Consider the following 12,677-nt stretch of genomic DNA (forward strand, 5'->3'; position numbering starts at 1 on the left):
ATGCGGTTGACGCGAACTTTGCTGTTTGGGGTTGCGGGTGTACTTCCTTCAGCTCAGCCTGGCGGACGAAACCGTCCGCCACCGAAACGGCTATTCGACAGTGACCCGGTTTCTTCCTTGCGACTTGCTCTTGTACATGAGGGCGTCCGCCCGTTGGACAATCGAGTCGATTTCGTCGTCCGGGCCCGCGACGACCGCGCCGACCGAAATTGTGACGACCAAGGTTCCGTTGCTTATGTTCGCGCTGGACCGCTCGACGAGGGCGCGCAGGCGCTCGGCGAACGTTTGTAACTGCGGCTTGTGGAGATTTGGCAGTATTGCGATGAATTCCTCGCCACCCCAACGTCCGAGGAAATCGCTCGAACGCATGGCGTTGGCCAAGGTTCGGGCGACCATTTTGAGGGCAATGTCGCCGATTCGGTGGCCGTATTGGTCGTTGAGGGCCTTAAACCGATCGATGTCCATAAAGACCAACCCCAGGCACGAATCGGTTTGTTTCATCTCCGAGAACTTCGTGCTGAGCATCTGCTCGGCATATCTGCGGTTGCCGACCCCCGTCACGGCGCACAGCAGCGACTGTGCCTTGAGTTCGTCGACCTGGGAAATGGCGCTCATCTCCGTCGTGGCGTCGTGAAACGTTTCCAGCCCGCCGATTACCGTTCCGTTTTCGTCGTGAATGGGGGCCGTCGTGACGAATACCGGCACGCGGTGTCCGGCCTTGTGGTGGAGAAAAAGCTTGCCGGTCCGGTTCGTGAGGTCGTGCATGGTCGCGGCCAGAGGGCAGTGCGACTGACACAGCGGGTTTCCGTCGAAATCGGTGTGCATCAGGATATTGTCGGCGCAGCACCTTCCCAGCACTTCGTCCGACAGATATCCCGTTATTCGCTCGGCGGCCTTATTCCAATATTGAATTCTGCGCCGCGTGTCGGTGAAATAAACCCCCTCGCCGAGATTATCGAGGAGCGTACGAAACAGCCTGTCGTTTTGAAATAGAGTATCGGACATCCCCCTCCCCCCGATTCGTTCCCCCATTAGCTTTGCCGTGCTCATTGCCGAACGACGCCACAGGGGCGTTTTTCAGCATCGCGTAGCGCGAAATTCCGGCATCCAGGTCCGCACATCCGCCGAAGGTCATCACGATGCGATATGCGTCTCCCCGTTTCATATCTTACTACCTTCCTTCGAAATAATGTTAATCCCTCTTTTCAAATGGCCCAGCGCGGAAGGTGATGGCCCTCCTTGGGGCGGCGGCTGCATCGGATCGTGTATGATCCGCACTACGTGGGCGGCGCCGGGCCGCAACGGTCTGAGCCAACGGCAATCCGCCGGAGTGGCGGTGGTTTCTCGTGAGTGTAGGTAAGTAAACAAACCGCTTTTCCGTCCTAGCAGACCAGAGGTTGGCGACACAATGCCGTTCATCTCCGCCAAATATTCATTTCGCGCAAAAGAAGGGTATCAAAGGATGACGCGTTTCGGTTTTCTCGCCGTGGCAATTGTTCTCGCGTGTCCTCTGTTTGCCGACGACATCGGCGATTCGCGCCGAAATGCCATTGTCACTTCAATCGAGCGCGCTGCACCAGCCGTAGTATCCGTAAACCTTTCAATGGTCACGCAACGCCGCATTCCGATGTTGTTTGACGAGTATTGGGGTCTATTCGACATACCGCGTCCAATGAATCAGGTGCGAAAGCGGCGGATGAACTCCGTGGGCAGCGGGTTCATTTTCGATGCGCGCGGGTACATCATCACGAACTGGCACGTGGTCGAAGGTGCGACGGGTCCGAACGACGCGATTTCGGTGACGCTGCCCGATGGCCGGGAGCTGCCGGTCGAGCTAGCCGGCGCGGACGAGCGCACGGACGTGGCGGTGCTGCGCGTGCGCGATGCGGCGAACCTGCCGAGTGTCGGCCTGGGGGATTCGGACGACCTGCTGACAGGCGAGTGGGTCATCGCGATTGGCAATCCGTTCGGGACGCTGATGAAAGACCCGCAGCCGACGGTCAGCGTGGGCGTCGTGTCCGCCAACCATCGCCGCGTGAGTTCGCAGATCGGTGACGGCGAACGCTTGTATCAGGGCATGATTCAAACAGACGCGGCAATCAATCCCGGCAATAGCGGCGGGCCGCTGGTAAATGCGCAGGGACGGGTTGTTGGCGTGAACACGATGATCTTCTCGCAGAGCGGCGGCAGCGTCGGGCTGGGGTTCGCACTTCCAATTAACCGCGCACGCCGCGTCGCGGAAGAGATCATTCAATACGGGCGCCGCCGCGATCCGTGGGCTGGATTCAAGGTCGAGGACGTGCAGTCCCTGCCACCGCAAATCCTCGCCGAACTCGGGGTCCAAGTCGATTACGGCTGCATCGTGCGCAACATCGTCAAGGGGGTGCCCGCGCACCAGGCCGGCTTGCAGCCGGGTGACGTCATCGTGGGAATCAACAACAACCGCGTCGAAAATGCCACAGATATCGACTTCGTGATTTGGGACTTGTTCGTGGGGGACCACTGCGCACTCACGGTAAACCGGCAGGGCAAGACGGGAACCGTCGAGTTTCTGATTCAGGAATTGACCCGGTAGCGCCTCGCTAATTCTCTAGTGCGTCGCTCCAGAGTTTCTGAGACCCTTCGATTCGTAGCGGACCGGCGATTTCCTTGCCATCGCGCAGTACTATGTACGCGTCCGCGCCGGCCACGCTGTCCCATTGCAGCTTCGCAATCCCGCGCGCCGTCGTTTCCGAAGATGGCGCCGTGCGGTTCCCTTGCGCGCCAACGGCAACAATCGCATAGCGGTGTTCGCGGGAACCGTCATCACTCACGATTTTCGGCGCTTCGGGCGCTGCAATCGGCTCGTGCAGCATGTCGCCGCCCCACAGATGCAATACATCCCGCGGCGAAGGCAAACCGCCACCGCCGTATCCACCGCCACCGAGTGACATCTTCCCCTGCCCAATCAACGCGTCGGTGAGCGGCTCGCCATGGTTGGGACGAAACGTCTGAAACCGAATGCGGCCGGGATGCGTGCCGCCGTTCCATTCCTCGCGGGGCACGTCGGAGAACTCGAGACCCTCGCCCTGGATGATCGCCATCTGCCGCCAATTGTCGTCGAGCCACACGTTCCACGAGATATGCCCCGGCGCGGTGCGGAGAGTGCCGTCGCGCTCGAGCGCGTGAAACCGATCGTCAAACGGATCGTCGATCTCACCTTTGATCAATCGGCTCCGCACCCACAGGCCGCCCGGTCCGTCGTGCAGCGCGCGCGCGTATATGCCGCGCGGAATTCCCTGCGCCTCGAAACCTTTCTCCCACGGCTCGCCCGTGTCAGAGACGATGAGTTCCTTCGTCACGATCAGGCGCTCGACGGTGAGCTCGTTCTGCGGTTGCGGCGCGATTTCGACGATGCCGAGTGTGGCGGCTATGGAAATCGCGATGGTGAGTAGACGGTCTTTCACGATGCAGTCCTCCGGTGGGATTGGAATGGCTGCAAAGAGGATAACCCAAATGGGCCGCGGGAATCGGAATTGGATCGGGGGCTAGAAGTTCGCTTCTGGGGTCGCCGCGGACACGGCCGGGGTCTCAGTCTTGGGCGCGTCCATGAGGCCGAACATCATCTCCGCTTCGGCGACGATATGGTCGTCGCACTTGGCGACGGCGCGCACGCGGCAGGCGTTCCGGCGGATTTGCAGCATCTCTGCTTCGAGGACGAGTTGATCTCCGGGGACAACCGTGCGGCGGAACTTCGCGCGATCGATACCGAGGAAGATGGCGACCTTGCCGGGATCGACGCCGCTTTCGTGAAAGATCAGGACCGAACTGACCTGCGCCATGCTCTCGATGATCAACACACCGGGCATGACGGGCATGGTAGGCCAGTGGCCCTGGAAGAACGGCTCGTTGACGGTGACATTCTTAATGCCGACGACGCGCTCGAAAGGCACGAACGAGAGGATGCGGTCAACGAGCAGGAACGGGAACCGGTGCGGCAACACTTTCATGATCATGTTGACGTCGAGTACGGTGGGCATTTTGCTCAAGGGCACTTTGGCGCTGGGCTTGGAGTGACCGTTCAGCAGGCTTTTCTTTACTTCCTGCGAGAACTTCACGTGCGATGCGTGGCCGGACTTCACGCCGATGACGTGACCGCGCACGGGCCGGCCGAGCAGATACATATCGCCGAGGAGATCGAGAATCTTGTGGCGGACAAACTCGTCGGGGAAGCGCAGTTCCTCGTTCAGGATCGATTCGTCGCCGATCGCAACGGCGTTTTCCAGGCTGACGCCCCGGATGAGGCCCTGCTCCTGCAGCATTTTCGCGTCGCGCAGGAACCCGAATGTGCGCGCGGGGGCGATCTCTTTCGCGAAGGTTTCGGGCGTGATGATGTACGAGGCGTATTGCGTGCCGATGGCGACGTGGTCGAACGCGATCGTCATCGTGACGCGCAACTCGTCGGAGGGCAACACGCTCAACGCAACGTCGTCGTTTCGGTAATAGACCGGATGCTTTATGGTGATGTACTTTCGCTCGGCGTCCTGCTCGACGAGCCCCGCCTTTTCGAGCGTAGTCATGAACGGGACGCTGCTGCCGTCGCCGACGGGCGTCTCGCTGGCGTCGACGTCGATCTCGAGGTTATCGATTCCGAGGCCGGCGATCGCCGCGAGAACGTGTTCGACCGTGTGCACCTTCACGCCGTTGATCCCGATCGTCGTGCCGTAGGAGACGTCCACGACGTTGTCGACGTCGGCCTTGATGCCCGGTCTGTCGGGCAGGTCGGTGCGGACAAATGTGATGCCGCTGTTGGGCGGCGCGGGCTTGAACGTGATGGTCGTCAGATTGCCCGTATGCAAGCCGATGCCGGAAAAGGATGCTTCCCTAGCGATCGTCTTTTGGCGTTCCATTCAGGGTACCTTCTAGTTGGGCCAGGCGTTGTTCGAGCGACTTCAATCGCTGCAACGCATCGGGGAGTTGCCGGAGCGAGGCCTCTTTCCGCCGGTGCCTCTCAACCTCGACCGCCGGGAACCCGGACACAATGGCCCCGGGTTTCACCGACTTTGTAACCCCCGCAAACGCGGCCACTTTGGCTCCTTCGCCAATCTCGATGTGGCCATTGATGCCGGCCGCGGCTCCTATGGTGACGTTGTCTCCCAGCACAGTGCTGCCTGCAATGCCCGCTTTTCCGCAGACAATACAGTTCCTGCCTAGCTGAACATTGTGACCTATCTGGACTAGGTTGTCAATCTTTGAACCTGAACCGATGAGGGTCGCCCCGAAAGTTGCACGGTCTATACATGTATTGGCCCCGACCTCGACATGGTCGCCCAGCACAACGGTCCCCACCTGCGGGATTCGAATCAGGAGGCCGTCTTGCTCGGTATAGCCGAAGCCGTCGGCGCCTATGACGGCACCGGGCTGGATGATGCAACCCTCGCCGAAGACGACGCGGTCGCCAATCGTAACATTCTGATATATAACGGTTTGCGTGCCAATGCGGCAGTCGCGCCCAATACGAGCGCCCGCGTGGACGGTAGCGTTCGCATCGATTACGGTCCTGTCGCCAATGCTAGCGCCGGGGCCGATGCAAACGCCCTCAGCCAGCGATGCGCTCGGGGCTATGGCCGCCGTGGGGTGGATGCCGTCGGGCCGCCACGCCTGCTCGGCTTCGAGCCGCTGGAGCAGGGCGAACATCGCTGCGCGGGGATCGGGAACTTCGATGAGGGTCTTGCCGTTGAAGTCCGTGCCCAGGGGCACGATGACGGCGGCGGCGTTTGTCGTGGCCAGATGCCGGGCATACTTGGGGTCGGAGAAGAAAGTCAGGTCGGTTGTGCCGGCTTCGCGAATGCCGCTAATCCCGGTTACACGGGCCGCCGCGTCGCCTCGGACGACGCCGCTCACAAGCGCGGCGATGTCTCCGACAGTCATGTCCATCCCGGTTGGTTCCTCTCGCGTTGGCGCAATGGGTCCGGGGTTGGCGCGAGTCAGTTCGATTTCTTGGGCGTTGCTGCCGCAGTGGCGGCCGGCGCGCCGTTGAGCCTGTCAACGACCTTCGACGTAATGTTGATCGGCGTTGCAAAATAGATGACCGTCGATCCGCTTTGCAGGATCAGGTGGTATCCGTCGTCCAAGCCGATCTGCTGAATCGTCTGGACCACGTCTTGACGGGCGCGCGACGACAACTTCATGCCTTCGTCGTCAAGCTCGCCTTTCATACGCTGGACGTCCGCGAGGTAATCGCGCTTCTTCTTTTGGATGGCGTCGACGCGCGCTTCCCGGTCGGACTCGGGGGCCGTCTTGAGGGCCTCGTCTTCCTTTTGGAGCGCTTCGTACCGGGCATTCAGGTCCTTCTCGATTTGGTCCCGCTTGTTTTTCAGCGTGTCGAGCTCGGTCTTGAGTTTTTTGTACTGCCGGAACACGTCGTCGATATCCACAACACCAATCTTGTATTCCGACGCGGACGGCGCTACGGCCGCCGGCGCGCCTTGCGCCGCCGACACGGAGGTTGCCGAACTGCCGGACCAAAGGGCCACGATCGCGATAACGGTTGATCCCGCGGCCAACTTGAGCACTGTCTTCATTGTGTTCGTTTTCCTGGGGTTTCGAGCGCGCCGCGCGCTGCGTTACTTACTATTCAGATGGTCCGTAACTTTTTTCGTGATATCGAGAGACGGATCGAAGTACAGCACGGGCGTGCCTGCCTTCGGATCGGAATCGATAATGATCTTGTAACCTTCGGCATTGCCGACTTCGCGGACGCCCGCGTCAATTTGGCCAAGAATCTTGTCGAAAAACTTGTTGGACTTATCGTCGATTTCGCCCTGTGCACGGCGCCACCGGTCCTCGTAGTCGCGGTTCTCCGCGGCGACCTTGTCGGTCAGCTCCTGGCGTTGCTGTTCGGTGAGCGTTTTGTCCTCGCGGAGTCTTTTGCGGCCCTCGTTGACTTGTTCGCGCAGTTTATCGATTTCCGCCTGCAAGTTTTCCTTGTCGGTTTCGAGGGCCTTCCACTCGGCCTCGCGCTGCCCGTAGTTGTCGAATACGGTCTTTTTGTTGATCACTGCGATCTTCGCGGCGCTTTTGCCGGCGGCTTCGTCCTGGGCAGAAACGCGCGGGACGGACACTGCGGCCGCGAGGCCGACGCACACGACTGCCGCACCGAGCGCAACTGCAATCCGCCGTTTCACGAGAGGAGTTCCTTCTTTCCGTGCCTGGCGCCCGGCGCGCGATAACCCACCGTGGTTTGCGCGCAGAAGCTGCCCGTGGAATAAACGCAGAGTATACCCATGTACGCTTTTTCGCCGCAACACCGGGCGCGGCGGGATGAGTTTAGAACCGGAACCCGCCCTGCAGGTGGAGCTTTCCAGAACCCTGATCGTCGTCGGGGTTCAGCGGGAAGCCGTAGTCCAGCCGGATTGGGCCCATCATCGGGATGTCGAACCCGAGACCTACACCGATACTGTATTTCATATCGCCGGGATCGAAATCTCCCGGTTCGAGCCACACGCCACCGGAATCCATGAACAGATAGGTGCGGAAGAATTTGCTTGCTTTGTACTTCAGTTCGAGCGAGTTTAGCAGGCGCAACTCTCCGCCGACGGAAACGTCGTCGCCGAACAGGCCAAGGATTTCGGGTTCTTTCGGACCGACGTCGCGCGCGTCGTAGCCGCGAATTGTGGTCGAGCCGCCCGCGAAGTAGCGCGACGCCAGCGGGATGTGTTCGCTACCGCCCATTGCGCCGCCGATGCCCTGGCGCGAGCGAACCGAGAACACCCATTTCTTTTCCTCGTCGAAGCTAAAGAACCACGTCGAATCGTGATCGAATTTCCAGAACTCGTTGTCGCCGCCGAATGCCCACTCGATTTGGAAGTCGTGCCGCGCGCCGGTGGAGGGATCGCGGTTCGAGTCGACGGTCGTGCGATTGAAACCCCAGACGGTGCTGATGGTCGAGTCGCCGCCGATGTACTCGTAGTAGGGACTGAACCGGCCGTACCGCAGGTCGCTGTAGTTTACGTTGGCGTAGCCCAAGGACGCGCGCGCGGTGTTGTATGGCGAGAGGACCTTGCCGAACCGAATGCGCGCGCCTTGCGTTTCCTGGGAGTAGTCGGTGCCGCCGTTGTCGTAGTCATAGGATTCGTCGAAGATGTCGAACCCGAACAACAGGGGGTACCCGAAGATTTCCGGATCGGAGAAACTGAGGCTGTATTCGTCACGGCGCTGTCCGAGCGCGACGCGCAGGCGTAACTGTTGGCCGCCGCCCTGGAAGGAGGGCCAATTCGCGATGTCGAAGTTGTTGAAGCGCAGTTCGGTGTACCCGCCGACGCCTTCTTCCGTGTTGTACCCTGCGCCGAAGTTGAAGTAGCTGGTCTTGCCTTCTTCGACATCGACAAGCAGGTTGGAGTGGCGCGGGTCCTCGGGGATGTCCTGCGTCGAGAACCGGATGGCGTCGTAGTACTCGGTGGATTCGAGCCGGCGGTGGCTGGCTTCGAGCAGGCTGCCATCGAACCGCTCGCCCGGGTTCAGGAAGATTTCGCGGCGCACGACGTCGTCCCGCGTCGTTTCGTTTCCGGTGACGGTGATTTCCTTGACGTATTTGAGGTCGCCTTCGCTGATTTGCTGTACGACGTGCGTCGTTTTGTTCTCTTTATCGAGGGTAACCTGCGGTTCGACGGTCGCGTTGATGTAGCCGCTCGACGTGTAGCCCTTCTCGATGATCTCGGCGTCGGCGGTCACCTGGCTCTTGTTGTGGACCTCGCCCGGCTTGGTCTTGGTGATGTCCATGATTTCGTCATCGTCGTACACTTCGTTGCTGCCGGGTTCGACGGTCGCAACGGTGTATTCGGGCCCTTCGACGACGCTCACCGAAATGTCGACGGATTTGCCGTTCTCCGAATAGGTCATCTCCGTGCCGGTGATTTCGGCTTCCATGCGGCCGACGTCGCCGTACTTGTCGATGACTTTCGAGAGGTCGGACTCGAATTTCGACTCGTCATACTTTCCGCCGAGGAACCACCACCGGCGCTTCGTCTCCATGCCTTTTTTCAATTTCCGGTCGCTGAGACGTTCGTTGCCCTCGAAGCTGAGCGAACTGATTTTCGCCTTCTTGCCTTCGGTGATCATGTAGGTGATGCGGACGCGCGACGGTCCGACTTCTTCGACGACGATGTCGACGGCGGCGTTGGGCATGCCTTTCGACTGGTACAACTTGAGCACGGCGTCGCGCTCTTCCTCGTAGCCTTCCTCGACAAAGGTGTCGCCCTCTTTCCACGTCGTGGCGGCGCGAATCGTACGCGACTTAATCTTGTCGTTGCCGATGATTTTAATTTCGGAGATAACCCGCTTTTCGTCGACGATGTACGTCACAATGACGCCATCGCCCGACGCGGTCACGTCGCCCTTGATGGAATTGAAGAAGGTTGTGTCATAAAGGCGGCGGATGTCGCGCGAGATGGCGAGTTGGCTGTAAGACTGCCCCGCCTGCACTTCGAGCTGGCTGCGGACGAGTTGTTCGCTGACGCGTTCGAGGCCGTTGATTCGGACTTCGGATATGACCTTGCCTTCGTAATCCTGCGCGAACGCGGGCGTGGATCCCACTACGAACGGCAAAACGAGGAATGCCCCCCACCCCACGAACGTAAAGGCTGAGGGCCGGTTCCTACGGAAGCGGCTGGCTTTTGTCAATTAACGATACCTTCCGCTATGGGCACAACCGGTTCGAATACCAGTTTGTCTTCCTGCTCCGAGGGGCGCACGTCAATGCGCATTCCCGGGGCGAAAGCCCCCTTCAATAGCGCTTCAGAGAGCGGGTCTTCAACGTATTGCTGTACGGCGCGCCGCAACGGACGTGCGCCGTACTGCTCATCGCTACCTACCCGCACGACGAATTCCTTGGCCTCGTCGCTGAGCGATAGCTCGTAACCCTTCTCCCCGACACGTTCTATCACTTCTGCCACGTGTATGTCAACAATCCTCACCAATTCGTCGTGCGTCAGACGGTGGAATACGACCAGTTCGTCCACCCTGTTCAGGAACTCGGGGTTGAATATCTTCTTGACCTCTTCCATCACCCGGGACTGCATTTCCTTGTATTCGTCTTCCTTGTTGCCGCGGGTGAAGCCCATCTGGGTGCTGCGGCCGATGCGCCGCGCGCCGACGTTGCTGGTCATGACGATGACGGTGTTGCGGAAGTCCACTTTACGGCCGGTCGAGTCGGTCATGTGGCCGTCTTCGAGCACCTGCAAGAGGATGTTAAACACGTCCGGGTGGGCCTTTTCGATTTCGTCGAATAGGACGACCGAATAGGGGCGGCGACGGACCTGTTCGGTCAGTTGGCCGCCTTCGTTGTAGCCGACGTATCCCGGGGGGGCGCCCGCCAGGCGCGAGACCGCGAACTTTTCCATGTACTCGCTCATGTCGATCGTGATGAGGGCGTCTTCGCTCCCGAAGAGGAACGAGGCGAGGGACTTGGCGAGCAAGGTCTTTCCGACGCCGGTCGGCCCGAGGAACAGGAACGAACCGACGGGGCGGCGGGTATTGCGCAGGCCGGCGCGGGAACGCTGAATCGCGCGCGTGACGGCGTCAACCGCGCTTTCCTGGCCGACAACGGCCTTGTGCAGTTCGTCGCGCATGCGGAGGAGCCTGTGCGATTCGGTTTCTTCGAGTTTTGTGAGCGGGATACCGGTCCACTTCGACACGACATATGCGATGTCGTCTTCGGTGACGACCATCTCGGCGGAGTCGCGCTTCTTCTCCCAGTCGCGCAGTTTTTCTTCGCGCTCGCTGATGAGGTTGCGCTCTTTGTCGCGCAGACTGGCGGCGCGTTCGTACTCCTGCCGGCGGATGGCCGCTTCCTTTTCGTGTGTAATCTTCTCGATCTCGGCCTCGAGTTCCTTGATCGAGTTCGGCCGCGTGGTGATTTGCAGGCGCGCGCGGCTGCCGGCTTCGTCGATCACGTCCACCGCCTTATCCGGCAGGAAGCGATCGGTGATGTACTGGTTCGACATTTTCGCCGCAGCGACGATGGCATCGTCCGAGAACTTCACCCGATGGTGCGCTTCGTACTTGTCGCGCAGGCCCTTGATGATTTCGATGGTCTGGTCCACCGACGGCGCATCGACGATAATTGTCTGGAAACGCCGCGCAAGCGCCGCGTCCTTTTCGATGTGCTTGCGGTATTCGTCCATGGTTGTCGCGCCGATGCACTGCAATTCGCCGCGCGCCAAGGAGGGTTTCAGCATGTTTGCCGCGTCCACGGCGCCTTCGGCCGCGCCGGCGCCGACGATCGTGTGCAACTCGTCGATAAACAGAATGATGTTGTCCGCGCGGCGGATTTCTTTCATGACGGATTTGAGGCGTTCTTCGAACTGGCCGCGGTATTTTGTTCCGGCGACGACGCCCGCGAGATCGAGCGTGAGCACGCGTCGGTTGCGCAGCAGATCGGGCACGTCGCCGTTTACGATTGCCTGCGCCAGGCCTTCCACGATCGCCGTCTTGCCGACACCGGCTTCGCCGATCAGCACGGGATTGTTCTTTGTGCGGCGGCTGAGAATCTGGATAACGCGCTCGATTTCGGCTTCGCGTCCGATGACGGGATCGAGCTTGTCCTCGTGGGCAAGCGCGGTGAGGTCCCGGCCGAACGTATCGAGTGCGGGAGTCTGGCTTTTCTTGCTGGTGCTGGCCTGTTGGCCGCTGGGCTTGCTCGAATCGCCGAGCAGGCGAATGACCTCGGCCTGAATCTTCTCGAGGTCGATCTTCATGTCCTGAAGGACCTTGGCCGCGATGCCCTCGCCTTCTTTCACCAGCCCGAGGAGGATGTGTTCGGTGCCGATGTAGTTGTGATTGAACCGGCGCGCCTCTTCGACGGCCAGTTCCAGGACCTTTTTGGCGCGGGGAGTGAAGGCGATGTCGTCGTTGGAGACGACGGCATTGCCCTTTTGAATCTGGTGCTCGATTTCGAGCGATAATTCGTCGAGGTTGACGCCGAGATTTTCGAGCGCGCGCGCCGCAATGCCGTCCGGCTCGCGGCACAACCCGAGCAGGATGTGTTCGGTGCGGACGTATTCACTGCCTAAGCGGGTCGCTTCCTCACGCGCGGCGCTGACAACATGCTTGGCTCGTTCGGTAAACCGTTCCCACATAATATGATAGCCTCTAAGACTTCCGGCGGGGATTCTGGTGTAGATGCTCGATCCGGTCCACCCGCCTTGCCGGCGCAAGTACTATACACTAACACGCGACCGCCGCGAAACCTTTCGCGCGGGGAATGGACGTTTGGTGTGGCGCAGCTATTCAGTGAATCGCGGGACCCACGCACGGTCTTCGCCGAGCTACGGAGGAGGAGCTTCGACTTTCCCGCGGAGACACGGAGATCAAGGAGAATCATCGCGGGACGTGCTGCGAAACGACCTGTGTTTGGATGACGGATTTTAGGAATTGGGCGAAGGTTAGTGGGGTTGAGGGGACAAAGCGGAGCTTTTCAAGAGTGCGTTCCCAACTGGAAAGTTGAGAACGAGTACTGGAAAGTTGGGAACGAGGCGGGTACTTCGTAACGAGTAATATCGATTACGATTACGATTACGATTACGAGCACGAGCACGAGATTGGGCGGCCCCCGTTTTGTAGACCAAGTGAAATGTTAGGGAACCGGGGTTGGTTGATTGCATGTTAGCCGATTCCTGGTGCGTGTGCTACTGTAGGTT

At 60.0% G+C, this 12,677-nt stretch carries 9 protein-coding genes; 1 reads left to right on the forward strand and 8 read right to left on the reverse strand.

Annotated elements, in window-relative coordinates; all coding sequences use genetic code 11:
- Positions 1–90: 90 nt before the first annotated feature.
- Entirely contained in the window at positions 91–1,005 is a 915-nt protein-coding gene (locus HUU46_24605; protein ID NUM56823.1) for a GGDEF domain-containing protein, read from the reverse strand.
- Positions 1,006–1,462: 457 nt separating this feature from the next.
- On the opposite strand from HUU46_24605, the gene HUU46_24610 reads away from it, so the two are divergent.
- Entirely contained in the window at positions 1,463–2,575 is a 1,113-nt protein-coding gene (locus tag HUU46_24610; GenBank protein ID NUM56824.1) for a trypsin-like peptidase domain-containing protein, read from the forward strand.
- Between the two features lie 7 nt (positions 2,576–2,582).
- On the opposite strand, the gene HUU46_24615 is transcribed toward HUU46_24610, so the two are convergent.
- The 7 genes from HUU46_24615 to HUU46_24645 form a co-directional block, all read right to left on the reverse strand.
- Positions 2,583–3,446, reverse strand: a complete 864-nt coding sequence (locus HUU46_24615) for a hypothetical protein (GenBank protein NUM56825.1) — start codon at positions 3,444–3,446, stop codon at positions 2,583–2,585.
- An 81-nt stretch (positions 3,447–3,527) separates the two neighbouring features.
- A complete protein-coding gene (lpxC, locus tag HUU46_24620) occupies positions 3,528–4,889 on the reverse strand; it encodes a UDP-3-O-[3-hydroxymyristoyl] N-acetylglucosamine deacetylase (protein NUM56826.1) in 1,362 nt (453 codons plus the stop codon).
- Complete coding sequence (gene lpxD, locus HUU46_24625) at positions 4,864–5,916, reverse strand: UDP-3-O-(3-hydroxymyristoyl)glucosamine N-acyltransferase (GenBank protein ID NUM56827.1); 1,053 nt, start codon at positions 5,914–5,916, stop codon at positions 4,864–4,866. Before lpxD ends, lpxC begins: the two co-directional genes overlap by 26 nt.
- A gap of 50 nt (positions 5,917–5,966) precedes the next feature.
- Entirely contained in the window at positions 5,967–6,563 is a 597-nt protein-coding gene (locus HUU46_24630) for an OmpH family outer membrane protein (protein ID NUM56828.1), read from the reverse strand.
- A gap of 42 nt (positions 6,564–6,605) precedes the next feature.
- Positions 6,606–7,166 carry an OmpH family outer membrane protein gene (locus HUU46_24635; protein ID NUM56829.1) on the reverse strand — a complete coding sequence of 187 codons (561 nt, stop codon included), beginning with the start codon at positions 7,164–7,166 and terminating at the stop codon, positions 6,606–6,608.
- Positions 7,167–7,308: 142 nt separating this feature from the next.
- Positions 7,309–9,585, reverse strand: a complete 2,277-nt coding sequence (bamA, locus tag HUU46_24640) for an outer membrane protein assembly factor BamA (GenBank protein ID NUM56830.1) — start codon at positions 9,583–9,585, stop codon at positions 7,309–7,311.
- Between the two features lie 71 nt (positions 9,586–9,656).
- Positions 9,657–12,119, reverse strand: a complete 2,463-nt coding sequence (locus HUU46_24645) for an ATP-dependent Clp protease ATP-binding subunit (protein NUM56831.1) — start codon at positions 12,117–12,119, stop codon at positions 9,657–9,659.
- Positions 12,120–12,677: the final 558 nt, after the last annotated feature.

Source organism: Candidatus Hydrogenedentota bacterium (assembly GCA_013359265.1).
Taxonomy (GTDB): Bacteria; Hydrogenedentota; Hydrogenedentia; order Hydrogenedentales; family SLHB01; genus JABWCD01.

What these genes read in the sequence shown, in the direction of transcription:
- HUU46_24605 (NUM56823.1), bottom strand. Translation starts at nt 1,005, where the DNA reads ATGTCCGATACTCTATTTCAAAACGACAGGCTGTTTCGTACGCTCCTC.
- HUU46_24610 (NUM56824.1), top strand. Translation starts at nt 1,463, where the DNA reads ATGACGCGTTTCGGTTTTCTCGCCGTGGCAATTGTTCTCGCGTGTCCT.
- lpxC (NUM56826.1), bottom strand. Translation starts at nt 4,889, where the DNA reads ATGGAACGCCAAAAGACGATCGCTAGGGAAGCATCCTTTTCCGGCATC.
- lpxD (NUM56827.1), bottom strand. Translation starts at nt 5,916, where the DNA reads ATGGACATGACTGTCGGAGACATCGCCGCGCTTGTGAGCGGCGTCGTC.
- HUU46_24630 (NUM56828.1), bottom strand. Translation starts at nt 6,563, where the DNA reads ATGAAGACAGTGCTCAAGTTGGCCGCGGGATCAACCGTTATCGCGATC.